Origin of the sequence: Haladaptatus sp. DYF46 (assembly GCF_021083305.1) — an archaeon.
Lineage (GTDB): Archaea > Halobacteriota > Halobacteria > Halobacteriales > Haladaptataceae > Haladaptatus.
The window spans coordinates 445,012-467,438 of the sequence record NZ_JAJFAY010000001.1 but is presented as its reverse complement, the minus strand read 5'-3'; the positions used below and the strand labels follow the sequence as shown (position 1 = coordinate 467,438).

26 protein-coding genes and 1 pseudogene are annotated in these 22,427 nt (G+C 62.9%); 17 read left to right on the top strand and 10 right to left on the bottom strand.

Translation table 11 applies throughout. The features are described from left to right. Positions 1–15 precede the first annotated feature (15 nt). A complete protein-coding gene (psmB, locus tag LJF34_RS02570; RefSeq protein WP_303646674.1) occupies positions 16–738 on the top strand; it encodes an archaeal proteasome endopeptidase complex subunit beta in 723 nt (240 codons plus the stop codon). Here psmB and LJF34_RS02565 read toward each other — a convergent pair. The 4 genes from LJF34_RS02565 to LJF34_RS02550 all read right to left on the bottom strand — a co-directional run bounded on the left by LJF34_RS02565 (position 735) and on the right by LJF34_RS02550 (position 3,700). Beyond that, complete coding sequence (locus LJF34_RS02565; RefSeq protein ID WP_231183063.1) at positions 735–2,237, bottom strand: hypothetical protein; 1,503 nt, start codon at positions 2,235–2,237, stop codon at positions 735–737. The genes psmB and LJF34_RS02565 overlap by 4 nt on opposite strands. 88 nt (positions 2,238–2,325) lie before the next feature. Further along, complete coding sequence (locus LJF34_RS02560; RefSeq protein WP_231183062.1) at positions 2,326–3,285, bottom strand: alpha/beta fold hydrolase; 960 nt, start codon at positions 3,283–3,285, stop codon at positions 2,326–2,328. A 104-nt stretch (positions 3,286–3,389) separates the two neighbouring features. Then, on the bottom strand, positions 3,390–3,530 hold the full coding sequence (locus LJF34_RS02555) for a hypothetical protein (protein WP_231183061.1): 141 nt from the start codon (positions 3,528–3,530) through the stop codon (positions 3,390–3,392). A 5-nt stretch (positions 3,531–3,535) separates the two neighbouring features. Then, complete coding sequence (locus LJF34_RS02550; RefSeq protein WP_231183060.1) at positions 3,536–3,700, bottom strand: HEWD family protein; 165 nt, start codon at positions 3,698–3,700, stop codon at positions 3,536–3,538. A 204-nt stretch (positions 3,701–3,904) separates the two neighbouring features. Here LJF34_RS02550 and LJF34_RS02545 point away from each other — a divergent pair. From LJF34_RS02545 to LJF34_RS02535, 3 genes and pseudogenes are all read left to right on the top strand, one after another. Next, positions 3,905–4,294 (top strand): annotated as a pseudogene (locus tag LJF34_RS02545) (YbhB/YbcL family Raf kinase inhibitor-like protein); the annotation flags it as partial. A gap of 60 nt (positions 4,295–4,354) precedes the next feature. Further along, the gene (locus tag LJF34_RS02540; protein ID WP_231185031.1) at positions 4,355–4,678 is read left to right on the top strand and encodes an EthD family reductase; all 324 of its coding nucleotides are present in this window, start codon (positions 4,355–4,357) and stop codon (positions 4,676–4,678) included. Between the two features lie 55 nt (positions 4,679–4,733). Continuing rightward, a complete protein-coding gene (locus tag LJF34_RS02535) occupies positions 4,734–5,222 on the top strand; it encodes a TspO/MBR family protein (protein ID WP_231183059.1) in 489 nt (162 codons plus the stop codon). A gap of 62 nt (positions 5,223–5,284) precedes the next feature. On the opposite strand, the gene LJF34_RS02530 is transcribed toward LJF34_RS02535, so the two are convergent. After that, a complete protein-coding gene (locus LJF34_RS02530; protein ID WP_231183058.1) occupies positions 5,285–5,683 on the bottom strand; it encodes a YlbF family regulator in 399 nt (132 codons plus the stop codon). Between the two features lie 111 nt (positions 5,684–5,794). Between LJF34_RS02530 and dph2 the strand changes: the two genes are divergently transcribed. Further along, positions 5,795–6,832, top strand: a complete 1,038-nt coding sequence (gene dph2, locus LJF34_RS02525) for a diphthamide biosynthesis enzyme Dph2 (RefSeq protein WP_231183057.1) — start codon at positions 5,795–5,797, stop codon at positions 6,830–6,832. Between the two features lie 112 nt (positions 6,833–6,944). Here the strand turns inward: dph2 and LJF34_RS02520 are convergent, their stop codons facing one another. Then, positions 6,945–7,853 (bottom strand): DUF726 domain-containing protein, encoded by a 909-nt coding sequence (locus LJF34_RS02520; RefSeq protein ID WP_231183056.1) that lies wholly within the window; start codon positions 7,851–7,853, stop codon positions 6,945–6,947. Between the two features lie 86 nt (positions 7,854–7,939). After that, positions 7,940–8,896, bottom strand: a complete 957-nt coding sequence (locus LJF34_RS02515; protein WP_231183055.1) for a hypothetical protein — start codon at positions 8,894–8,896, stop codon at positions 7,940–7,942. Between the two features lie 125 nt (positions 8,897–9,021). On the opposite strand from LJF34_RS02515, the gene LJF34_RS02510 reads away from it, so the two are divergent. Both LJF34_RS02510 and LJF34_RS02505 read left to right on the top strand, forming a co-directional pair. Then, complete coding sequence (locus LJF34_RS02510) at positions 9,022–9,414, top strand: hypothetical protein (protein ID WP_231183054.1); 393 nt, start codon at positions 9,022–9,024, stop codon at positions 9,412–9,414. Between the two features lie 63 nt (positions 9,415–9,477). After that, on the top strand, positions 9,478–10,098 hold the full coding sequence (locus LJF34_RS02505) for an METTL5 family protein (protein ID WP_231183053.1): 621 nt from the start codon (positions 9,478–9,480) through the stop codon (positions 10,096–10,098). Here LJF34_RS02505 and LJF34_RS02500 read toward each other — a convergent pair. Further along, positions 10,095–11,729: a rhomboid family intramembrane serine protease gene (locus tag LJF34_RS02500; protein WP_231183052.1), complete on the bottom strand. Its 1,635-nt coding sequence runs from the start codon at positions 11,727–11,729 to the stop codon at positions 10,095–10,097. The genes LJF34_RS02505 and LJF34_RS02500 overlap by 4 nt on opposite strands. 110 nt (positions 11,730–11,839) lie before the next feature. Between LJF34_RS02500 and LJF34_RS02495 the strand changes: the two genes are divergently transcribed. Next, positions 11,840–12,226, top strand: a complete 387-nt coding sequence (locus LJF34_RS02495; protein ID WP_231183051.1) for a hotdog domain-containing protein — start codon at positions 11,840–11,842, stop codon at positions 12,224–12,226. On the opposite strand, the gene LJF34_RS02490 is transcribed toward LJF34_RS02495, so the two are convergent. Then, positions 12,223–12,681, bottom strand: a complete 459-nt coding sequence (locus LJF34_RS02490; protein WP_231183050.1) for a hypothetical protein — start codon at positions 12,679–12,681, stop codon at positions 12,223–12,225. The two genes, LJF34_RS02495 and LJF34_RS02490, sit on opposite strands and share 4 nt — an antisense overlap. Positions 12,682–12,917: 236 nt before the next feature. Between LJF34_RS02490 and LJF34_RS02485 the strand changes: the two genes are divergently transcribed. Beyond that, a complete protein-coding gene (locus tag LJF34_RS02485; RefSeq protein ID WP_231183049.1) occupies positions 12,918–14,036 on the top strand; it encodes a DUF4397 domain-containing protein in 1,119 nt (372 codons plus the stop codon). A 37-nt stretch (positions 14,037–14,073) separates the two neighbouring features. On the opposite strand, the gene LJF34_RS02480 is transcribed toward LJF34_RS02485, so the two are convergent. Beyond that, positions 14,074–14,553, bottom strand: a complete 480-nt coding sequence (locus LJF34_RS02480; protein ID WP_231183048.1) for an acyl-CoA thioesterase — start codon at positions 14,551–14,553, stop codon at positions 14,074–14,076. An 84-nt stretch (positions 14,554–14,637) separates the two neighbouring features. Between LJF34_RS02480 and LJF34_RS02475 the strand changes: the two genes are divergently transcribed. From LJF34_RS02475 to LJF34_RS02440, 8 genes are all read left to right on the top strand, one after another. Beyond that, positions 14,638–16,245 carry a bacterio-opsin activator domain-containing protein gene (locus tag LJF34_RS02475; protein WP_231183047.1) on the top strand — a complete coding sequence of 536 codons (1,608 nt, stop codon included), beginning with the start codon at positions 14,638–14,640 and terminating at the stop codon, positions 16,243–16,245. A gap of 46 nt (positions 16,246–16,291) precedes the next feature. Continuing rightward, positions 16,292–16,627: an ArsR family transcriptional regulator gene (locus LJF34_RS02470; RefSeq protein ID WP_231183046.1), complete on the top strand. Its 336-nt coding sequence runs from the start codon at positions 16,292–16,294 to the stop codon at positions 16,625–16,627. Positions 16,628–16,711: 84 nt separating this feature from the next. After that, a complete protein-coding gene (locus tag LJF34_RS02465) occupies positions 16,712–17,011 on the top strand; it encodes a HalOD1 output domain-containing protein (RefSeq protein ID WP_231183045.1) in 300 nt (99 codons plus the stop codon). A 78-nt stretch (positions 17,012–17,089) separates the two neighbouring features. Beyond that, positions 17,090–18,808 carry a TraB/GumN family protein gene (locus LJF34_RS02460; RefSeq protein WP_231183044.1) on the top strand — a complete coding sequence of 573 codons (1,719 nt, stop codon included), beginning with the start codon at positions 17,090–17,092 and terminating at the stop codon, positions 18,806–18,808. Continuing rightward, positions 18,805–19,422, top strand: a complete 618-nt coding sequence (locus tag LJF34_RS02455; RefSeq protein WP_231183043.1) for a metalloprotease — start codon at positions 18,805–18,807, stop codon at positions 19,420–19,422. The genes LJF34_RS02460 and LJF34_RS02455 overlap by 4 nt, the downstream gene beginning before the upstream one ends. Positions 19,423–20,481: 1,059 nt before the next feature. After that, positions 20,482–21,456 carry a phosphoribosylformylglycinamidine cyclo-ligase gene (purM, locus tag LJF34_RS02450; RefSeq protein WP_231183042.1) on the top strand — a complete coding sequence of 325 codons (975 nt, stop codon included), beginning with the start codon at positions 20,482–20,484 and terminating at the stop codon, positions 21,454–21,456. A gap of 53 nt (positions 21,457–21,509) precedes the next feature. Then, positions 21,510–21,950 (top strand): cytidine deaminase, encoded by a 441-nt coding sequence (locus tag LJF34_RS02445; RefSeq protein ID WP_231183041.1) that lies wholly within the window; start codon positions 21,510–21,512, stop codon positions 21,948–21,950. Positions 21,951–22,003: 53 nt separating this feature from the next. Continuing rightward, positions 22,004–22,420: a hypothetical protein gene (locus LJF34_RS02440; protein ID WP_231183040.1), complete on the top strand. Its 417-nt coding sequence runs from the start codon at positions 22,004–22,006 to the stop codon at positions 22,418–22,420. Positions 22,421–22,427 lie beyond the last annotated feature (7 nt).

The following is a 22,427-nucleotide window of genomic DNA, read 5'->3' as shown; positions in this document are numbered from 1 at the left end:
GTAATGCGTAGCCCAATGCACGGTTCCGACTTCTCGCGTAACAAGGAGCGCCTGAGCGGTAACGACGCCAATCCGTACGAGCCGGAGATCGGCTCGCTCCCCGACAACGAGTTCTCACAGGAGGACATGAAAAACATCAACAAAACCGGAACGACGACCATCGGCATGACGACCGCGGACGGCGTCGTCATGGCGACGGACATGCGTGCCAGCCTCGCCGGCCGCTTCGTCTCCAACAAGAACGTCCAGAAGGTCGAACAGATTCACCCGACGGCCGCCCTGACGATGGCCGGGTCCGTCGGCGGCGCACAGTCGTTCATCCGAACGATGCGCATCGAATCCAACCTCTATGAATCCCGACGCGGCGAACAGATGAGCATGCAGGCGCTCTCGACGCTCGCGGGCAACATGCTTCGCGGCGGCCCGTTCTTCATGGTCTCTCCCATCCTCGGCGGTATCGACGAGGAAGGCTCGCACATCTACAGCCTCGACCCCGCCGGTGGCGTCATGGCCGACGACTACACCGTCACGGGCAGCGGGATGCAACTCGCATACGGCGTCCTCGAACAGGATTACGAGGAAGGCCTCTCGAACGAGGAAGCGAAAGCCGTCGCGGCCCGCGGTATCAAGAGCGCAGTCGAGCGCGACACCGGCAGCGGTAACGGCGTGTTCCTCGCCGAAATCACCGAGGAAGGCGTCGATATCACCGGTCACAAGGACTTCGACGACGTACTCTAATTCCAGTCGGTAAAACTGCCGTCGAGCAACGTCTCCTTTTGCTGGTCGATGTAGGCGTGTTGCATGCCCGTAATCGCATCAGCCAGCGTCTCGCCCGCTTCCAGTCGGTCGCGCACCTCACGCTTCTTCCAGTCGGCGGGCGTCACGCCGTGGCGTGCGCGTTGCCGCAGCGGGTAGAGATACTTCGCGGCCTGTTCGTCGGATAATCCGCGCGCTTGGAGGCCGTCCTTCGCGTGTGCGAAGAGGTCGGCGAACAGTTCGTCCGCTTCGGTCGTCTCCTTGCCGTCGTTCGTGATCCAGTACAGTTCGGCGTCGAGTCCGTCGTGCATGGCGGCGTAGAAGTTGTCGCGCGCGACCACCCAATCGAGATGGTGAACCGGATGCTCCCGGCGGAAGGTGCTCTCCAGCAACCCTGCGAACGCGGCCTGAAACGCGATGGAGTCCCGAACCGTCGGTTGGGCGGCGATGGGCCGGAACTCGATGCGGGCGTTCGCGTCGGCGCGCGTCGCACCGCCGAACACCGGGCGAACCCAGCGCCAGTAGGTACCGTGTTTCAACCGGAAGTGAGCGAACTCGTCGTCGAAGCGGTCCGACCGCGAGACGGGCATCGGGACGATGGTTCGGTCCGCCACGACGTCGTCGATGGCCGCTTCCGCGGATTCGACGTCCTCGGGGAACCGCACCTTTCCGGGGTCGACGGCGTTCAACACCGACTCGAAGACGTGGATGCGGTTTTCCATCCACGCGTCGTCCACTATCTCCGCCGCCGGAGCGTCGTCGTACAGGTCCGGCGGGAAGAACGGCGAGTTGACGCCGAGCGCCAACAGCGGGGCCGCGATTCGAACCGCGTACTGGAAGTAGGTCGGCAGGTCGCGGGCGTGGGGCACCTGGTAGTGGGGTTGAATGGACGTTATCAGGCTCTCCGGCATCACGGTATTCGCGGACAACGTGACGTTTGGTGCGTCGAGTTCCATCCCGATGGACTCCCCCGTGTTCGCCATCGCGTGATAGCGTACCGAGTTGCTCATGTTCGACGCGATTTGAACCCCGTCGTCATCGACGCCGTCGGTGAGGTATCGGGTGGCCGTTTCCCCCGTCGGTGGAATCGTCCACAGGCCGTCACTGACGAGGCGCATTCCCTCCGCCCCCGTCCGCTCCTCCGCCGCCGAAAGTCTGGCTTTCACTTCCTCCTCCTGTGCGGCCAACCCGTGTTCGTTCAGCGGTTGCGGACTCGTTGACATCTCGGCGTTGTGGAGGCCGAGTTCCTTCTCGAACCCGATGAGCGAAAGGAGTCGTCGCGGAACCCGCGAGAGCGCTTTGGTCTCCGCGTCCACCGCGTAGAACTCGTATTCGAATCCGACGATGGATTGGGGATTGTCGAACGTTCCGTCCGCGAGTTCCCGCTTGATGACCTCTGCGTCCTCCTCGACATGGCTCTGAAACTCCTCCCGGTCGACCGTCAACACGTCCCGTACCTGCGACGCAAGGTCGGAAGTCATGCGAGGGGGTGAGCGTGCCAGATGCTTCAATCCACGGGCTTCACGGTCAGCAATGGCGTGTTTTCGTCGGGTATCGCCGGTTTCCACCTCACCGCTCGGACTGCGGCGGCGACAGATGGTTCGCCAAGAAGTCGTACACGATTTCCCGTGACTCGCGGGCGAATCGGGACTCGGTGAGTTCGAAGCGATGGCCGCCGGGGGCGTCGTCGTAGAGTTCGTACTCGAAGTCGGCACCCGCATCGCGTAAGGATTCCACGAGCGATTCGATTTCGCGGCGGTGAACGTCTCCGTCGTTTGTCGCCGCGTGGATTCGAAGCGGAACGTCGGTGGCGACGGCTTGGTGGGCGGGCGAGCGCTCGCGGTACAGTTGGGGGTCAGCGACCGGCGACGTACCGAGGTGGTAACTCGCGGTGTAGAGCCGTCGATACCCCTCCCCCTTGTACTTCCAGCGCTCCAACAGGTCCGAGACGGGTGCGCCAGCGTAGGCGGTGGCAAAGGAGTCGGGATACCGAAAGATGGAGAGCAGAGCGTGTAAGCCGCCGTGGCTCCACCCGACGACGCCGATTCGGTCCTCGTCCACGTCGCTTCTGTCCGCGACCCAGTTCCGGGCGGCGAGCGTGTCCGCGATCTCGTCGCCGCCGTAGTCGATGGCCTCGTAGTGTTCACGGCCGTAGCCGGTGCTTCCTCGATATTCGGGAGCCACGACGACGTATCCCCGTTCGATGAGTTCCCGGACGACGCTCACGTAGTCCGTGGAGAAGTTGTCGTGGATGCCGCCGTGGGCGAGGACGATTGCGGGGCGGGGACGGTCGCTTTCAGTGGTGGGAATAAACGCGTACGTCGGAATTTCGAGTTCGACATCGAAATCGGAAGCCGGCGGTCCGAGCAGGCTGAACTGACGGACGTGCGCGTTCCGCAACTCGTGACGCCAGCGGTTGTCGTCCGACCGCCGTTCGAGGATGTCGAGGCGGTGGTCCAAGCGGTTGTCGAATTCGTTTTCCTCGGTACCGGCGAACCATCGACGCAGGTCGTCGGAATTTGTGTGCATTGATGATATATCAGGCTCTGTATGGATAAGTCCTGTGCGAACGCTGCCGCAGCAATGTCTGTGTCCAAACCACGACCTCGTCTATCTCGCCCGTCGGACACGTCTCACGCGTCCGTTTCCGACGCCGTTCCCCGTTCGCGCCGTCGTTTCCGGACTTCGTTCGCCAACGCGCCGACGCCGATGGCCAATACGCCGAGGGCGAGCATCCACGGCCCCGTTTGTCGGTCGTTCGTCCGTCGATCCATCTCGTTCACTTCCGAATCGGATTGTGCGTGCCGTTGATGTCCCACTCGTGGATGCAAAAGGGTCTTCCCTCCTCGTCGGCGATTCGCCAGTTGTGGGTCTCCTCGTCCCACGTGTCCTCTCGTCCGCAGGCGACACACTGCCGCCGGTCGGGTAGGTTGAGTTGCGTCATCGAACCGAGGGAAGGACGTGCAGGCACTTAAACCGACGGCAACAGGGCATTTTACCGCACGTCACGAACCCCCGTGTGATGCTCCGAAGACGAACCTTCCTCGTGGCACTGAGTGGGGGAGGAATCGCACTGTCGGGGTGTACGGGCGTTCGGGGAGGGCGAAATCGTTCCGACCCGGTTCACCTGTAGCGGCAGGACGTTTCGCCGCCGCTCGAAATCGCGTCGGTACCGGACGAGGCGGACTCGCTCGCGATCGTCGTGGACGACCCGGACGCGCCGAGCGGGACGTTCACCCACTGGTTGCTGCGGAACCTCCCGCCGGGAACGACGACGGTGCCGAAAGCCGTCCCGCAGGAGAGGACGGTCGGGTCCCTCGGCGGCGCACGGCAGGGAACCAACGACTTCGGCGGAATCGGCTACCGTGGTCCCTGTCCGCCGACGGGCGACGGACCGCACACCTACCGATTCACGCTGTACGTCCTCGAACGCGACCTCGAACTCGACGCCGGGGCGAAGCGAAGCGCACTGTTCGGCGCGATGGACGGCGTTCGACTCGGACGGGCGCGGTTCACGGCGGAGTTCGGGCGGAACTGACCTCCGACAGCGACCGACAGTCGATACACCGAAGTCGTCGGGCCGCCGATGTCGGGTACCATGATGAAGATGGTCGATCTGCTGGTGCGCAAGGACGGCACGACCCACGAGGAGTTCGAGGAGTACTGGCTCGAAGAACACTCCTCGCACGCGAAGGAACTGCCCGGCCTGAAGAAGTACGTCACCTCCGTCTCGAAGGACCCCGAGAAGGCGGGCTACGACGGCGTCCTCGAACTGTACTTCGACTCGACCGCGGACATGAAGGCCGCGTTCGACTCCGAGAAGGGAAAAGAGGTCATGGCGGACGCCGCCGAGTTCATCGACATGGAGCAGGGACCGACGCTGATCCTCGACGAGACGGTGCAGATGGACGACCTCGACTAGCCGAGCCAACATAGTTCGGCAAAAGGAACTCGCTTTTCGGTGTGGTAGCGACCCCATGGAGACAGCACAGCGTCCGTCGTTCTCGCTCCGCGACGTGCTCGCACTGCTCGTCAGCATCGTCGTCTGCGAGCTGGCGGGCATCATTCCGTCGTTCCTGACCGCGAACGACGTCGCGACGTGGTACACCACGCTCCAGAAGCCCGGCTTCACGCCGCCGAGTTGGGTGTTCGGTCCCGTCTGGACGACGCTCTACCTGTTGATGGGTATCGCGCTGTATCTCGTCTGGCGACGCAGGGATAACCGGTTCGCGTTGGCGGTTTTCGCGGTTCAACTCCTCCTGAACGCGGGATGGACGCTCGTCTTCTTCGGCATGCGCTGGCCCGCGGGCGGCCTCGCGGTCATCCTCGCCCTCCTCGTCGCCATCGTGGCTACGATGGTTGCTTTCGCGCGGATCGACCGGCGGGCCGCACTCCTCCTCGTGCCGTACCTCTGTTGGGTCGGGTTCGCCACCCTGTTGAACTACGAACTCTGGCGGCTGAACTGAGTCGCTACTCGCCGCCGTCGATGTGAAAGAGCGAAGAAATCGAGGCTGAGTACGGATTCGGATTACTCGTCCTGACAGCAACCGCCGGCCTGCTGGCCGAAGTCGACGGCGAGCGGGTCGGAGACGGCGCGGTTCAGTTCCTCCAGTCGCGCCGTGAGTTCGTCCTGCACGTCGAGGTACTCCTTCATGACCGGGAGCGTGTGGAGGTCCTGTTGGGCCTTCTGGACTTTCGCCACGTCATCTTGGGTCGCCTCGCCGGTCTGCCGCGCGAGCATGAACTCCTGTCGGAGCTGTTCGAACTCCTTGATCTGCTCTTGGGCATCCTCGTCCGCCTCGACGGCCGCTTTCGCCTCTTCGAATCGCTGATACAGCGGCGTCTCGGCGATGGCCTCGCCGAGTTCGGTCGCCAGCCGGTCGATGTCTTCCTGCTCCGTGGTCTCCGTCGTGGTATCGACGCTCATGTATCCCGATTCGGGTCGAAGGACTTTAGGCCTGCCGACTCCCGAAACCGACGTGCGTCGCGAAAACCGAGAACGCCGGGGTTAAAAGTTCTCGCCCGCAATGAGGGAGTAATGAGCGAACAGAGCGAGTACAGCGAGGGAGACCTCCGAAACACCGGAATGGCTCTCAAACACGACCGGGAGTGGGACTACGAACTCGACCGCATCATCGACGCGGTCGAGGAGCGTGACGCCGAAAAGGTCGGCCTGCAGTTCCCCGAAGGTCTCAAACGCCGCGGCCCACAGGTGGCCGACGACTTGCGCGAACTGCTCCCCGACGACGTGACGATTCTCCTGTCCGGCCAACCGTGCTACGGCGCCTGCGACTTGGACACCTACCTGATGAAACGAACCGACGTGTTCGTCCACTTCGGCCACTCGCCGATGAAGAACACGGACAAGGTCATCTACGTCCCGCTGTTCTCCAACGTCGACGTCTTCCCCATCATGGAACAGTCCTTGGAGGAACTCGACGTCGGCGACGTCGGCCTCGTCACCACGGCCCAGCACATGAACCACTTCGAGAAGATGCGCGGATGGTTGGAAGAGCGTGGCTTCGACGTTCACACCCGGCGCGGCGACGACCGACTGACCCACGAAGGCCAAGTGCTCGGCTGTAACTACGCCTCGGCGGACATCGACGCAGACCAAGTGCTCTACGTCGGCGGCGGGAAGTTCCACCCGCTCGGCTTGGCGATGGAACACCCCGACAAGACCGTCGTCATCGCCGACCCCGTCAACAACGTCGTCACCGTGGCGGACACCGAAAAGTTCCTCAAACAGCGCTACGGTGCGGTCCACCGCGCGATGGACGCCGAGAAGTGGGGCGTCATCTTCTGCACCAAAATCGGCCAGGGTCGCTGGGACGTCGCACAGGACATCCTCGACGGCAACGAGAACGCCTACCTCATCACGATGGACGAGGTGACGCCCGACCGACTGCGCAACTTCGACATGGACGCATTCGTCAACACGGGTTGCCCGCGTATCACCACCGACGACGGCCCGCGGTTCCACAAACCGATGCTCACCCCCGGCGAGTACGAAATCGCCGTCGGCAACGAGCCCCTCGACTCGCTCGAATTCGACACCTTCCACGGCACGTGGTGATTCTCCCGGTAGTTTCCTGCGGTTACTCTCCGGCTCTGACTTGCTTTCGTTCACTTCGTTCACGAAAACTCCGGAAGACAAACCGCGTCTTCCGTGCCCTCCTTCGCTACGCTCAGGAGAACTCCCCAACAACCTCCGCCATACACCCGTCGCCGGGTTCGTGGTACGAGAAGTGGTCGGGGACGTAATCGACGTTGTGGTCCTCGTAGTTCGCGGGCGGCGTCCCCTCACAACCCTCCTCGCCGACTGCCGAATCGAACTCCCCCGTCGAGTACGCCCAGTTCAGCACGTCGTCGTCCGACTTCCAGAAGTTGTCGAACTCGCCGACGACGTTGGCGATTGCGGGGCCGTACTCGCCGTCCACCGCCACCGAATCGTTGTCCGCAGCCCCGCCGAGCAGGCTGGCGGACGCGACGTAATCGCTGTAGCCGAGTGAATCGAGGGCTTTGATGGTCGATGGGACGACCCGCCCGCCGAGCGAGTGGCCGATGAGGTGCACGTCGGCACCGGTTCGAGCGCGATAGTCGGTGATGAAGGTGGCGAGTTTCGCGCCGTTTCGCTCCGCGATGTCCGTCGCGGGCCACCACTGATCCACGCGCGTGTCCGAATCGTAGCTGAACCCGATGACGGGATGGGTGTAGCCGTTGTTCCGGAGCGAGGTCTTGACCGTCTCGAAGTGGTCGGGCGCGTCGTCCGGGCCGACCAACCACCCGTGGACCGAGATGACGACCTCCTCGGGATTCGCGCTTCCGTAGCCCGGTATATCACCGACGGTCCCGTAATCCCACTTCGTGTGCCCGTCGGTCAACTCCTCTTGGTATAACCAGTTGATGTCGAAGTGACCGCGAGTCGTCGCACGGGGGAAGTCCGCCGGTCCGACGATGTCCCCGTCGTCGCCCTCGAACCCGGCGACGCTCCCGGTGAATCCTGCCACTCCGACCGCGGCGGTGGCGGTTCCTTTCAGCACGCTTCGGCGGGTCGTTCGGGTCGTTTCGTCGTTTTTGTCGGTGCCGTTCGACATGAATTCACAATCTCTGTAGACGGATTTAATTCTATTGAAAAGATGATTATAGTTACTCGGGCCGGTCGGTTCGCCGGTGTCACCCTTCAGCTTGAGTTCTCGATTCGGTACACCTGTCCCTCGTATTCGATGACCTGCGGGTCCGATACGTAGATCGCAGTCCGATCTATGTCGAGAGTGACGCGGCGGATGCCGGGTTCGAACGACGCCAGCAGGTTCCGAAGCGGGGAACGGACGACCTGTTCGGGAATCATTCGCTTCGCGTCCGTCGACGGGGTTTCGACCCGAGTTGCGACCATCGTCCTCCGTTTCTCGTCACCGACTCGAACGTGTTTTTCGTCGCCGTTTCGACTCACTACTTCGAGGTCTGATGTCGGCGTCAGTTCGAGCGGGTCGCCCGACAGTTCGAAGCGGGCGGCGGCGGCGATTCCGTTCTCGTAGCTCTGCCCTCGGAACCAGCCGCGGATTCCAAAGGCGTAGGTGCCACCCCCCAGTCCCGCGAGTGTAACGTCTTCCGTTCCTTCTGCCCCAACACCGGCGGCATCGAGGTCCGTGTTGTCGACGGTCAGGTTCCACGTGTGAGAGCCCCCGGATTCGAGCATCATCGCGGGTTCGGGGACGACCTGCGGTGCGATGTGGAACCACTCGCCGTCCACCCGTTTCCACACCGACCAGTCGTAGTAGTTCGTCGTGAAGGTCACACCCGTCTCGTTTCGGAGGGTGAACGAGAGGTTCGCTTTCGGCAGGGACGCGCTCGTTTTCGAGGGCACCATCCGCAACGCCGTCCCGTCGTCGGCGTCCACGGAACAGACGACTTGCGAGTCGCCGAACGCCGGACAGTGGTTTTCGCTCGGGATTTCGAGCGTCGGCGAGGGCGTTTCGGTTCCGGTGGCGGTGTTGGCGATACTGGTCTTCGTCTCTGTCGTCGTCTTCGTTCCGTTCGTCGTGTCCGATGACGGTCCCGACCCGCCCGGCGTCGACTCGGAGAGACACCCGGCGAAGATGGCGGAACCGACACACGCGAGGGCGCGTCGGCGGTCCATGAAGTCGCGTTTACTCCCACTCGGTAAGTACTTTCAGATGAGTGAAACGGCCGTTTGACCATACGAGATTACTACTGGACATACACAAACCTTTTTGTATTCCTAGTAGGTATTGTGTGATAGCCATGAGCGTAACTCGTCCCTCGACGATCGAAACCGCCATCGAACGCTGCCGACCCACCGACAAAACCCCCGTGACGCTCGATGCGGCCGCGCTTCCGTCCTCACGCGACGGCCTGCGCGACCTACAGACCGAACTCGCCGCGAAGGATTTCGTCCCCGCCGGCGTGACGGTCGATGCCTGCTTCGACGCCGATTGCTCGTTCGCCACGCAGGACGAGGCCGACCGCATCCGCGAGTACATCCGAACCGCCGCGTTCATCGGCGCGGGAACCGTCACCGTCGAGTTCGACACGGTCGAAGACGAGTCCAAAGTGCGCCCGTCCCTCGCCGCACTCGAGGAGCGCGCCCGTCGCGAAGGCGTCACGCTCGAACTGGACGGGCCGCTGGCACTGTAACGCTCGCTTCCTGGTCGAATCCAAACCCCGCTTCTTACGTCGCCCTATCGCGTTTCTTCGACCATGGGGAAACGCGCCTTGGAACGACGACTCTCCGCCGTCGCCGAGTTCGAGGAGCCGCGGGTCGAGTTGGAACAGTACCCGACACCGGCGGACCTCGCGGCGCATCTCGTCCACCTCGCCGACATTCACGGAGACATCGGGGGGAAGACCGTCCTCGACCTCGGGACGGGGACGGGCGTGCTCGCCATCGGCGCGGCGACGCGCGCTCCGTCACGCGTCGTCGGACTCGACCGCGATTCGGCGGCGTTGCGGCAAGCGACGGAAAACGAGCGGCGAGTCGACCCGGCGCACTCCATCGATTGGGTTCTCGGCGACGGAACCGACGTCCCTCTCTGCCCGGACGACCCCGTGACCGTCCTGATGAACCCACCGTTCGGCGCACAACGGGGTAACGAACACGCGGATAGGGCGTTTCTCGAAACGACCGCCGCGGTAGCGGGCGTGTCCTACTCGATTCACAACGAGGGAAGCATGGCGTTCGTCGAGTCGTTCACCGCGGACGAGGGCGGTGAGGTGACACACGCGTTCCGCGCGGAGTTGCCGCTCTCGCGGCAGTTCGAGTTTCAGCGACGGGAACGGACGGTTCTCGACGCCGAGGTCTTCAGAATCGAGTGGCGTTAGTTGCCGTACTGCTCCTTCGCGGCGACCTGAACCCGAGTCTTATTGACAGAGGCGAAAATTCGGCGTCTCTCGCGGGTGAACTGCACGCCGTCTATCGTCACCGTCGAATTCTTCGTCGGCATCGGCGCGACGCCGACCGTGGAATTGTTCCGCGAGAGGCGGAGGACGAACTGGCCCGTCCGGGGGACGACGGAGACGTTGTTTCCGGCGAGGACGGGTCCCGCGGTTGCCGGCGGCGACGAGAAGGCGTGTTTCCACTTCCCGTCCGGCGGGTGAAGCCACACCTGATACGCCGTTCCGCCGCCGGTGACGGTCCACCCGGTACGGCGTACCGTCACCGCCCTTTGCCACCCGACGCCGCCGACCCTGACCGTCGCACGTCCCGAGTACGCGAGTTGCCCCTTCGAGACTTCCCGCGACCATATCTCCCTGCTCGGGTTGACGACGATGACGCCGCTCGTGTTCACCTGCGTCGTCTCGCCGCCGACGGACACGTCGACGACGGATACCTTTTGATTCGGCACGTTCTCGGCGTACGTCACCGTGTAATCGCGGACCGAGACGCCGGAGAGCGCGTTCGGACCCCCCTGTTGGACGGACGTGAGATTGACGGGAACGGCGACGCCGGCCATGGCGACGACCGGGATCAACAGCATGACTGACCCGATTTGACGCGCGCTCGGCGAAAACGAGCGTTCGTCGGTGGTGCGAACAGCGAGAGCGACCAGCGTCGCCAGCGCGAGGACGAACACGACGCCGAGGCCCCGAAAGAGGACGAACTTCTCCAGTCCTCGATACCACCACAGTGCCCACAGGGACGAGGAGACGAGGACGATGAACCCGCCCGCCCACGTCCGAAGGGCGCTCGACCGAACGTCACGCGTTCGGAGGAGATAGACGCCCGCGACCACGCCGAGGAAAAAGCCCAGCGTGTGACCCTGCACCGCGATGCCGAACCACCAGGGACGCGAGAAGTGCGTCGTCGCTTCACCGACCGTCTGTGGATTTTGAAACGCCACGTACAGCGTTTGAATCACGTCCCGGGCCGAGAGGGCGATGACCGTTCCGAGCGGGTAGCGAACGAGGGCGAACCCAACGAAGGCGAAGACGACACCGGAAAAGCCGATGACCGGCCCCCACGAGAACAATCCCGTACAGAGCGCGATGACGACGACGCCCAACGGGAACAGGACGAAGGCCCTGACCCACGGGTTCGTCCGCCACGATGAAAACGAGGTTTCACCCCTGTCAGGGGGGAAGTGGCCGAAGTAGTACTCCGCTAGCGGCGCGACGGCGAGCGTGCTGGTCATATTGCCCAGCAGGTGGTTCGGTCCGACGTGCGAGAACGGACCCGCAATCATGCCGAGCGGATAGAGATACGACCACGACGCGAACGCCACCGTGACGGGGTTGTACCAGTGATTCCATCCGTCCTGCACGAACAGGTACACCGCGACGACGCCCGTAACGCAAACGAGCGTCCCCCACGGTACGCCGAACAACAGTCGTTTTCTGAGGGCCGTCCCCCACCGTCCCCGCGGACGGTCCAATTTCCAGACGACGAGTACGGATACCAACAGGCCGAGCGACATCCCGAGTCGCATCGGCCACCCAGCGAGCGGCGACACCATGTGGGAAGTGTGTAACCGCGATACCATAAAACGAACACGTCTCGATTTTTCCGCCCCTCGCGCTGCACGCCCGGAGAAAGGATTAGGTGGGTTCGTGTGAACGAATAGGCATGACAGACACGCCGACGGAGGGCGATACGCGGACCTTCTCGCGGACGTTCACGACCGAGGACGTCGCGACGTTCGCCGAGCTCTCGGGAGACCGGGGAAGCCACCACGTCGAGGAGGAAACCCCCATGGTTCACGGACTGCTGACGGCGACGCTCCCGACGAAAATCGGCGGCGACATGGATTTCGTCGCGCGAACGATGACGTTCGAGTTCCGCCGACCGGTGTACGTCGGCGAGGAGATAACCTGTAAAACCACGGTCGAAGCGATCGATTCGCACCCGGAACGCCACGAGATGGTCGTCTCCTTTTCCTGTACGAACGAGTCGGACGACGTCGTCCTCGCCGGCGACATCGACGGCGTGATTTTCCGCGGGTCGGCGCGTTAGAAATCGGGTAAATCGTCGGGCGCTTCGAACTCCGCCTCCCAGTCGACGTACTCCGATTCGAGCACGTCACAGACCACCTGTCCGAGTTCGGTCAGCGACGCGTTGATGGACGAGACGGCGTTCCACGAGTCGATATCCGGGTGGATGTCCCTGACCTTCCAGTCCTCGGGGATGCCCGGCGCGTGGTAGCCGACTCTGTCCGCGAAGTCGTCCCAGAAGAAGTCGAACTCCGCGAACAGGTCCAAATCGAGCGCGGTTTCGAACTCGCGCTCGTCCAACCCGGTGTCCTCGGCCCACCGGTCGAACGACTCCTCCCACGCGCCCTCGTGGAGGAACGCCTCCAGTTCCTCGCGGTGGTAATCGTTCTCACCGGAAACCGACACGTCGTCGTACTCCTGCACGTCCGCCTCCGGCTGAAGCGTCGGGGGGTCCGGAGCGGATACGTCGAGTCCCATGAACTCGGTTAGAACGGGGTTCCGGATAAGCGTTCCTTCGGGTCGGCGTCAGGGGAACGCTGCCCGCATTAGGTGCCGATTTCGACATGACGATTCCACCAGAAACGGGAGTTACCGCCCGCGAAAACCGCCATTACGCGGATGGACGGTGTAAATGGTTTATCCTCGCCCTTGCCGATGATGGCATCGGAATGAGGAGAACAACACGTACACTCGGAGTCGGATTGGTAGTACTGATGGTTACACTCAGCGTCGGATTTGCGGGAATGGGGGTGATGGCCGACGGACCGGCTCAAACGACCGCGGTAAACGAAACGACCGCGATGGAGGAAACGACGACCGCGGCGGTGAACGAGACATCGACTACGACGAACGAAACGACCGCCGCGACGAACGAGACGACGGCGGCAACTGAAACGACGACCGCCGCGGCGAACGAGACGACGACCGCGAACGAGACGGGTGATGCACAGGTTCGCATCGCGCACATGTCACCCGACGCGCCGCCGGTCGATGTCCTCGTGGACAACGAGACGGTCGTCTCGAACCTGTCCTACGGAAACGTCACCGACTACGAGAGCCTTCCGGCGGGCGAACACGAGGTTTCGATCACGGCCGCGGGCGACCCGAGCACCGTCGTCTTCTCGGGTAACGAGACGTTCGACGCCGATACGAACTACACCGTCGCCGCGACCGGTCTGATTTCGGGGAGCGGCGATACCGCCTTCGAACCGGTCGTCTACGAGGACAACTTCACCGCGCCCGAACAGGGCAACGCCTCGGTGCGACTCGTCCACGTCTCGCCCGACGCGGGGCCGGTCGACGTGACGGTTGCTGGCAGCAACACCACGCTGTTCGACAACGTCTCGTTCCGACAGGCGACGGCGTACGAGCAGGTTCCGGCGGGCGACTACACGCTCGAAGTCCGTCCCGCGACGGCGAACGATTCCGGCGAAGTTCTCAAGACGTTCGACGTGTCGCTGAACGACCGCACGGCCTACTCGGCGTTCGCGGCGGGATACGCCAACCAGAGCAGCGTTCCGGCCGGAAGCCCCGACAGGCCGCTCGACCTCATCCTCGTGACCGACTTCGTGGCGTCGGGTAACGCGACGGGCGCGGCGAACGAAACGACGACGGCGAACGCGACTTCGACGGGTGCGACCACCACGTCGATGAACGCGACGACCACCGAAGCGCCGACTTCCACGACGAGCACGTCCGCAAACGTGACGAGTACGGAAACGGCGACGGCGGCGATGAACGAGACGATGGCCGAAACCACCGCCGCGGAGATGACGAGCACGTCTCAAAGTATGACGACAACGACGGCGAATCAGACCACCACCAACAAATAGACGGACAGTCGACCTTTCGAACGACGACTTTTTTCGCTCAGTCGATTCGGTCTACCACGTTTTGGAGTTGTTCGATACGTTCTTCGCGGGCCGAATCGCGGAGCGCTCGCTGATTTTCGTCCGGACAGTCGAGGTCCGGGACGGGCGTCGGCTTGCCGCTCTCGTCCAACGCGACGAAGGTGAAAAACGAGGTGGTCGTCTCGCGCTGGTCGCCCTTCTTCGGGTCCTCGGCGCGAACGTTCACCTTCACGTCGATGCTCGTCCGTCCGGTTTCGAAGACGAACGCCTCCACGACGGCGACCTCTCCCCTGTCGATGGGCGAGATGAAATCCACGTGGTCCATCGACGCGGTGACGCACTGATTGCCACAGAACCGCATCGCCGCGACGGCCCCGCAGATGTCCATCCAGTGGAGAACGACGCCTCCGAGCGCCCTGTCGAGGTTGTTCGTGTCGTTCGGGAGGAGCAGTTCGGTCATCTCGGTGTACGAATCCATCAACGTCGCCGTCTCTGCCATGTTCGTCCCTTCTCGGGCGGCATATTTAGTTCGCCGCGGTTCGCGCGCGCCAGAGTTATCGTCGTCGCTGACCGCTAGTGTCACATGAGCGAGGAGCGGGCGAAGCAGGATTCTCGGCTGCTGGCCACCGAAAAAGTCATCTCCGCCATCGGGGACGGAACCTATCAACTCGACCCCGAGGGCCACTTCGTCGCGGTCAACGACGCCATCGTCGAGGGGACCGGATACGATCGTGAGGAACTCCTCGGCGCACACGCCTCGCTCATCCTCGACGATCTCGACATGGAGCGAATCGGTGCCGAGATACAGGACTTGCTGAAGAACGACCCGGACGGAATTCGAGCGATGGAGGTCCTCGTGCGAAGCAAGGCCGGGGAACGAATTCCGTGCGAACTCCGATTTTCGGTGGTGCGGTCGGAGGGACGATTCGACGGAACGGTCGGCGTCGCCCGCGATATCACGGGGAAAAAGGAACGAGACGCGGCGTTACGGGCACAACGCGACGAACTCGAACAGTTGCGTCACATCAACGCCGTCGTTCGGAGCATCGACCGCGCGGTCGTTCGCGCGAACACGACGGAAGGGATAGAACAAACCGTCTGCGACCGACTCGCCGATGCCGACCCCTACCGATTCGTTCTTTTGGCGCGTTTCGACCGGGAGTTGAACGCGTTGACCATCGAGACGTGGGCAGGCATCGACGAGGGACACGCGACGCAGTTAGCGGCGGATTTCGACGTCGCCGCGGGACCGGGCACGGCCGCGATTCGCGGTCGGACGGTAGAGGTCGTTCAAGACGTAGAGCGCGACGATGAGGACTGGGGAGTTCAGACGGACGACTCCGGTCACTGGTCGATGGCGTTCGTCCCGCTCCGGTACAACGACACCACCTACGGCGTCCTCGGCGTCTACGCCGACCGCGCGTTCGCGTTCGAGGGCCCGGAGCGTGAGGTGTTGGACGAACTCGGGGAGATGGTCGGATACGCGTTGTCGGCGGTCAAGACCCGGCAAGCGCTCGTTTCGGAGCGAGCCATCGAACTGACGTTCGAGTTCACGGACGAGGAGTACCTGTTCACGGCGCTCACCGAGAAAGTCGGCTGTACGGCCCGATTCGAGGACGCGATACTCCATCCCGATGGGTCGTTTCTGTTGTACGTCTCGACGCGTGGAAGCGACCCCGATCGAGTCCTCGAATTCTGCCGGGAGTTCGACGTCTCGCATCTCCGTGCCATTAACAAGCGGGACGACGAATGTCTGCTCGAAATCCGCTACAGCGAACCGATGGCGTTTTCGACGCTCTCGAACCACGGCGGTATCATCCGCTCTGCGGTGGCGGAGGACGGGGTTGCCAGAGTCACCATCGACATGCCGGAAACGGGAAACGTTCGCGAAGTCGCCAACGCCATGTCCGGAGTGTTCGAGGATGCGGAACTCGTCTCCCGGCAGACCGTCGAACGACCGACCGAAACGCGCGTAGGGTTCCGCGATACGCTCGATGATCGACTCACCGAGCGCCAACGAACCGTCCTCATGACGGCGTACCGTGCCGGGTACTACGATTGGCCGCGTGGGAGTACGGGCGAAGAACTCGCCGAATCGCTCGATATCGCCCCGCCGACGCTCCACAAGCACCTCCGTCTCGCCGAGCGAAAGGTCCTAAGCGCCATCTTCGACGAAGCGGATCGGGACTAATCCTTTAGCCCTCCCACTCAATGCGTTTCGGTGGCTGGTTTCCGGTATGACGATCGAGACACTCCCGGAAGACGGTTCCCGGTGGGACGATACCGCGCCGCCCTCCTTGAACGCGATGTTCAAGGTGTTCTCGGAACCGATTCGCCGAGAGGTGTTGGTTCTCCTCCGTGACGAGGGGAACCCCCTTTCGGTGACGACGCTCGCCGACCGACTCGACGGCGAAACTGACCGGTTGCGAACCGCACTCGTTCACGTCCACCTCCCGATGCTCGCCAACACGGGCAGCGTGGAGTGGGACCCCGAACGCGATTCGGTCGAATTTGGCAGTATTCCCGACGAATACGACGGATTGTTCGACGTCGTCGAAGCATCGGTTCGATAGAAATTCCACCCGCTCCCGGCCCTATTTAAAGACTCAACTATTGAACGCACAATCGCATGTGAGTTCGAACCGTACCACCGGGTAATGAGTGACCCCATAATACAGAGAACCTCCGAACCGGTCGCCTCGGCGCAGTACTCGTGGGGAGGCGAGATGACGCTCGTCCAGACCATCGTCGAGACGCTTTCGTCTGCGAGCGGTTTGGCCCCCGAAGAACTTCCCCCGCTTCATCACGTCGTGGACGTCGATGCCCTCGAGTCCATCTTCGGCCCCCGATGCGACGGGCAACTCCGTTCCGTCACCGGAGAAGTGTCGTTCAACTATCAGGATCACGAAGTCGTCGTCAAGAGCCACGGCCGCGTTCTCGTCCATCGGGCCGATTAGTTCAATTCCACGTCGAACGGGTAGAAATTTTGCCGTGTCATCGATACTGGTAAAAATGGAGGGAGAGTAACGTCACTGATGACCGACCAGCACCCGCCGTCATCCGGTGGCGGCGAGGGAGACGTACGAGTCGTGGGAACCGCTCACGTCTCGGAAACGAGCGTCGAGCGAGTCGAAGAAGCCATCGAGGAGGACAATCCGGAAATCGTCGCCGTCGAACTCGACGAGGGGCGTTTCCGGCAGATGCAAGGGGAAGTGGCGGACGACCTCGACCCGTCCGACCTCCTTCACGGCAACACCGTCTTTCAGTTTTTGGCGTATTGGATGCTGTCGTACGTGCAGACACGCATGGGCGAGGAGTTCGACATCCAACCCGGTGCGGACATGAAAGCCGCGATCGACGCCGCCGAACGACACGGGAGCGGCATCGCGCTGGTAGACCGCGACATCCAGATGACGATCCAGCGATTCTGGGCGCGGATGAGCCTTCGCGAGAAGTTACGGATGGTGGGCAGTCTCGCCATCGGCGTGACCGACCCGCTCACGATAGGACTCCTCTTCGGCGCTCTCTTCGGCGTCTTCTTCGCGATGATATTCGGCATCTTCCTCTCGCCGCTTCTCGGGTTGAACGCGACGCTTACCCTCGGCGCGGGTGCCGGAACCTTCCAACTCGTCGGCGGCCTCGCGGGCGGTGCCTTCGCCGGACTCGCCCTCGGAAGCCTCGTGCTTTCGGGCGGTCTGACGAGGCGCATCGACGTCGCGCTCGGCGGCGGCTTGGTACTCGGAATCGCCGTCGGCCTCGCGGCCGGTACGGGAGCCATCGGCGTCGTGGACGCGGGGACGCTCGCCGGAATCGGCGCGGTCGTACTCCGAATCCTCTCCTCGCTCGTCATCGGCGTCGGCGTCGGCATGGTGCTCGGCGTCCTCGGCGGGTTCTTCCTCGGAAGCGGGACGGTAGAGGAGGAGGAACTGGACGAGGAGTTCGACATCGAAGACCTCACCGACGGCGACGTCATCACGGCGATGATGGAGGAGTTCCGGCGCTTTTCCCCCGGCGGCGCGGAGGCCCTCATCGACGAGCGTGACGCGTTCATCGCACACAAACTCGTCTCGCTTCGGGAAGCGGGCCACAGCGTTATCGCCGTCGTCGGCGCGGGCCACCGCGCGGGTATCGAAGGATATCTCGACGACCCGAGTACGCTTCCGCCGATGGAGTCGCTGGTCGGCACCGAGAAGGGGAGCCGATTCTCGTTTTTCAAACTGTTCGGCTACTTCATCACGGTGGCCTTCTTCGCCTTCTTCATCCTGTTGGCGATGGCCGGGGTCAGAAACACGTTCCTCGTTCAGGTGTTCGCGGCGTGGTTCCTGTTCAACGGCATCTTCGCCTTCGGACTGGCGAAACTCGCCGGAGCACACTGGATAAGCGCCATCGTCGGCGGCGCAATCGCGTGGCTGACGAGCATCAACCCGCTGCTCGCGCCCGGGTGGTTCGCCGGCTACATGGAACTCAAGTACACACAGGTCAACATCGGCGATATCGCCAAACTCAACGACATCATGAGCGACGAGGAACTCCCCCTCGCCGACATCATGTCCCGAATGCTCGACGTGCCGCTGTTCCGACTCATCGCCGTCGTCGCCATGACGAACATCGGGAGCATGATAGCGACGTTCCTGTTCCCCTTCGTCGTCCTGCCGTTCCTCGGTCCACAGGTGGGCGGCGTCGGCGAAATCACGCGGCTGATGGTCGAGGGCGCACACAACAGCGCCGACGTCATCTGGGGTGCGCTGACGTGAACATCCGGTTCAGCACGCGCGAACTCCGCGACCTGCTGGTCGCGTGGGCCGCACTCGGCCTCGCCTTCACGCTCTTTCTCCAACCGGGATTTGGAGAGGCGCTCCTCCAACCCGGCATGGGATTTTCGTCCACGACGTTCGTCGGAGCACTGGTCGTCTCGCTGTTCACGGCGGGTATCGGCTTTCTCCTCCACGAATTGGCCCACAAGGTGGTGGCGATTCGCTTCGGGCAACTCGCCGAGTTCCGCGCCGACTACGGCATGTTGCTGTTGGCCATCGCCGGCGGACTCGCCGGATTCCTCTTCGCGGCACCCGGCGCGGTGTATCACCGCGGGATGATCACGGAGCGGGAAAACGGCCTCATCGCGCTGGCGGGGCCGATGACGAACGTCGTCCTCGGCGTCCTGTTCTTCCCGCTCATCTTCGTCGGGCCGTCGATCGTCACGGAGATCGGCTACCGCGGCGCGCAGATAAACTTCCTCCTCGCCGGATTCAACATGCTCCCGTGGGGGCCGCTGGACGGCAAGAAGGTCCAACAGTGGAGCATGACCGTCTTCCTCGCCACGCTCGTCCCGTGCGTGCTGCTCGCGCTGTACGCGCTGTTGGTGCTGTAAAACCGAGCGAACGCGCGATATTTCGGTTTCGAAATTTTTTCGGAACGGACCACCACGTCTGCTTCGTGAGAGCGGTTTTTTGGAATCGGTTACTGCGAAGCACTCTTCGAAAGCCCTCATCATGCTCACGGTCGCTACGAGTTCCAGCTAAATCGGGGAGAGATAGAAATGAGATCGTCAGGAAGGCGGTTTCGAAAGCCCCTACCCGCTCGCTACGAAGTGACTTTGATTGTTTTGCGATTGCAGTTACAGGGGAGCAGTCGTTGAAAGCCCCCACCCGCTCGCGGTCGCTGTGCAGGATATTCTGGCCTCTCCGCCACGTTTGGCCAGAATAGTGGCCCGCACAGCAACCACGCAAGCCCGAGCGGACGGCCCCTTTCAGTCCCACCCGGACCGCTTGCGCACAGCAACCGCCACCGCGCCACATCCTCCCCAACCGACTCCTTCGCATTCGCTCAGTCGTCCCTCGCGCTTGCCAGCAGCCCTCGGATGTGAAATCCTCGGGTTGCTGGCGCACGCGCCGCGCGGCTAGTTCGTCGTGTGTGTAATCGAAATCGAATTCCTATGCCGCGTGCTGACGGGACGGCGAGGACTTCACGTCCGAGCCGTCTCGCCTCAGTTCGCGCGAGGGATGAGTATCGCAGCGAACGAATGTGAGCGAGAAACGCAATCGGTTGGGGAGGGAGTGGTTGTTGCGGTTCGGTGGCGGTATGTGGTGGTATGTGGTGGGACTGAAAGGGGCCACTCGCCCGCGTTCATTTTAGTCGTCTCGACGACCCCCTCTCGGTGAAGACGAACGAAGTGAGTCGAGCCGAGATGTCGCCGAGCGGTTCACGCGAACGCAGTGAGTGTGAGCACGGAAGTCGCATGCCCGCGAACGAAGTGAGCTGGAACGTCTTCCGGTGCCGCGAGCGGGTGGGGGCTTTCGAGGGCTAGTTTCCGGTCGTTACGATTCAGTCATTCGCAACTGCAACTCGTAGCGACCAATTTATCGAAACCGAATATGCGGTCGAACATGAGATGGGCAAACCTTTACTCACCCGGAACACGCGTTTCACCATGACTGAGGAAGAGGAACTGACGTATTCCGACGCGGGGGTAGACATCGACGCGAGCGAAGCGGCGACGGCGGCCCTCGTCGGCGCGGTTTCGGACATCGACAACACGACAGACTACGCCGGACTGCTCGATATCGGCGACCAGTATCTCGCGCTGGCGACGGACGGCGTGGGGACGAAACTGCTCGTCGCGGAGGCCCTCGGCGACTACTCGACGGTCGGCATCGACTGCATCGCCATGAACGCGAACGACCTCGTGGCGAGCGGCGTCGAACCCGTCGCATTCGTGGACTACCTCGCCGTGGACGAACCCACCGAGGAGTTCTCCGAACAGGTGGGCGAGGGACTCGCGGCGGGTGCGGAAGAGGCGGGCGTCGCCCTCGTCGGCGGCGAAACCGCGGTGATGCCGGAAGTCATCTCCGGCCTGGACCTCGCGGGTGCCTGCGCCGGGCTCGCGCCGAAGGACGCCATCTTCCCCGGCGAGGCCGAGGTGGGCGACGTTCTCGTCGGCTTCGAATCGAACGGAATTCACTCGAACGGCCTCACGCTGGCCCGCAAGGCCGCGACGAAGGATCACGACTACGACGACGACTTTCCGCTCGGCGAGGGGACCGTCGGCGAGGCGCTCCTCGAACCGACGCGCCTCTACACCTACCTGCTTCCCGCGCTCCGCCAGCGGGACGTGCACGCCGCGGCGCACGTGACGGGCGGCGGGTGGACGAACCTCCTTCGGATGGGCGACCACCGCTACGAAATCGACGACCCGTTCGACGCACAACCGGTGTTCGACTTCGTGCAGGTCGGCGGTAACGTCTCCGACGAGGAGATGCACCGCACGTTCAACATGGGAACCGGGTTCGTCGTCGCGCTCCCCGAGGGCGATGCCGAAACGCTCGTCTCGGAAACGGACGGACGGGTTATCGGCGCCGTCGAGGAGGGCGACAGCGTGGGAATTCGCGGATTGAGTTTGGACTAACGTTCGGTATTTTCCACCCGAACGCACATGTGGCACACTTCGGTAGTATCGTTGTGGACGACATCTCTATCGAAACTCACCCGTTGACCGACGCCGACGAGCGACTCATCGAACGCGCCAAAGAGGTCACTGAAACCGCCTTTGACGCCGAAAAGTGGGGTGGTGCGCACATCGTCGGTGCTGCACTCCGAACCGAGTCCGGGGAGGTGTACACCGGAGTTAGCATGCCCGCGAACGTCGGTCGCGTCTCGATGTGTGCCGAACCGGTCGCACTCGGGAGCGCCATCGCGGACGGTAAAACCGAGTTTATCACATCGGTCGCGGTTCGCCATCCGCTTCCAGACGAGGACCGTGATTTCGAGGTCGTCCCGGCCTGCGGCGTTTGCCGGGAATTGCTCGCGGACTATGGCACCGACGTGGAAATTATCGTCCCGTACGACGGTGAACTCCGGAAGGCAGGTGCCCTCGCCCTGCTTCCGACGCGGAGTTGGTAGCTCACACTCATCGTTCCAGAATACTTATTTAAATAGGGCGTGGTGTTCTCGCCATGTCCGGTCTGACTCGTCGCGCCCTGCTCGGCTCCGTCGGCACGTTCGCCGTTGCGGGGTGCGTTTTCGAGTCCAAGACGAGTTCGTTCGACTCGGACCACACCATCTGGCTCGAAAACGGGTACGATGAGGAGCGAACGATTCACGTCTGGGTCGTTCGAAAGGTGACGGACGAAACGGTCTTCACGGTCACTCGGCCGGTCGGGCCGGGAGACACGGCCGCGCTGTACAATCTCGAACGATCGGAGGGGACCGAGGTGGAGACGTTCCGCGTCTGTGCGCAACTCCTCCACGCCAGTTCGAGCGACACGGGGTACAAGCAGTGTACGACGGTCGAGACGAACGAGTGTTACGGAAATATCCACATACAGATACAGAAGGACGGGTCGGTCGGCATCACCTACGCGATCTGTTGATTCCACC

Excerpts from the sequence above, each read along its gene's own strand:
- psmB (WP_303646674.1), top strand. The coding sequence starts at position 16 with ATGCACGGTTCCGACTTCTCGCGTAACAAGGAGCGCCTGAGCGGTAAC.
- LJF34_RS02565 (WP_231183063.1), bottom strand. The coding sequence starts at position 2,237 with ATGACTTCCGACCTTGCGTCGCAGGTACGGGACGTGTTGACGGTCGAC.
- LJF34_RS02560 (WP_231183062.1), bottom strand. The coding sequence starts at position 3,285 with ATGCACACAAATTCCGACGACCTGCGTCGATGGTTCGCCGGTACCGAG.
- LJF34_RS02555 (WP_231183061.1), bottom strand. The coding sequence starts at position 3,530 with ATGGATCGACGGACGAACGACCGACAAACGGGGCCGTGGATGCTCGCC.
- LJF34_RS02550 (WP_231183060.1), bottom strand. The coding sequence starts at position 3,700 with ATGACGCAACTCAACCTACCCGACCGGCGGCAGTGTGTCGCCTGCGGA.
- LJF34_RS02540 (WP_231185031.1), top strand. The coding sequence starts at position 4,355 with ATGATGAAGATGGTCGATCTGCTGGTGCGCAAGGACGGCACGACCCAC.
- LJF34_RS02535 (WP_231183059.1), top strand. The coding sequence starts at position 4,734 with ATGGAGACAGCACAGCGTCCGTCGTTCTCGCTCCGCGACGTGCTCGCA.
- LJF34_RS02530 (WP_231183058.1), bottom strand. The coding sequence starts at position 5,683 with ATGAGCGTCGATACCACGACGGAGACCACGGAGCAGGAAGACATCGAC.
- dph2 (WP_231183057.1), top strand. The coding sequence starts at position 5,795 with ATGAGCGAACAGAGCGAGTACAGCGAGGGAGACCTCCGAAACACCGGA.
- LJF34_RS02520 (WP_231183056.1), bottom strand. The coding sequence starts at position 7,853 with ATGTCGAACGGCACCGACAAAAACGACGAAACGACCCGAACGACCCGC.
- LJF34_RS02515 (WP_231183055.1), bottom strand. The coding sequence starts at position 8,896 with ATGGACCGCCGACGCGCCCTCGCGTGTGTCGGTTCCGCCATCTTCGCC.
- LJF34_RS02510 (WP_231183054.1), top strand. The coding sequence starts at position 9,022 with ATGAGCGTAACTCGTCCCTCGACGATCGAAACCGCCATCGAACGCTGC.
- LJF34_RS02505 (WP_231183053.1), top strand. The coding sequence starts at position 9,478 with ATGGGGAAACGCGCCTTGGAACGACGACTCTCCGCCGTCGCCGAGTTC.
- LJF34_RS02500 (WP_231183052.1), bottom strand. The coding sequence starts at position 11,729 with ATGGTGTCGCCGCTCGCTGGGTGGCCGATGCGACTCGGGATGTCGCTC.
- LJF34_RS02495 (WP_231183051.1), top strand. The coding sequence starts at position 11,840 with ATGACAGACACGCCGACGGAGGGCGATACGCGGACCTTCTCGCGGACG.
- LJF34_RS02490 (WP_231183050.1), bottom strand. The coding sequence starts at position 12,681 with ATGGGACTCGACGTATCCGCTCCGGACCCCCCGACGCTTCAGCCGGAG.
- LJF34_RS02485 (WP_231183049.1), top strand. The coding sequence starts at position 12,918 with ATGGTTACACTCAGCGTCGGATTTGCGGGAATGGGGGTGATGGCCGAC.
- LJF34_RS02480 (WP_231183048.1), bottom strand. The coding sequence starts at position 14,553 with ATGGCAGAGACGGCGACGTTGATGGATTCGTACACCGAGATGACCGAA.
- LJF34_RS02475 (WP_231183047.1), top strand. The coding sequence starts at position 14,638 with ATGAGCGAGGAGCGGGCGAAGCAGGATTCTCGGCTGCTGGCCACCGAA.
- LJF34_RS02470 (WP_231183046.1), top strand. The coding sequence starts at position 16,292 with ATGACGATCGAGACACTCCCGGAAGACGGTTCCCGGTGGGACGATACC.
- LJF34_RS02465 (WP_231183045.1), top strand. The coding sequence starts at position 16,712 with ATGAGTGACCCCATAATACAGAGAACCTCCGAACCGGTCGCCTCGGCG.
- LJF34_RS02460 (WP_231183044.1), top strand. The coding sequence starts at position 17,090 with ATGACCGACCAGCACCCGCCGTCATCCGGTGGCGGCGAGGGAGACGTA.
- purM (WP_231183042.1), top strand. The coding sequence starts at position 20,482 with ATGACTGAGGAAGAGGAACTGACGTATTCCGACGCGGGGGTAGACATC.
- LJF34_RS02440 (WP_231183040.1), top strand. The coding sequence starts at position 22,004 with ATGTCCGGTCTGACTCGTCGCGCCCTGCTCGGCTCCGTCGGCACGTTC.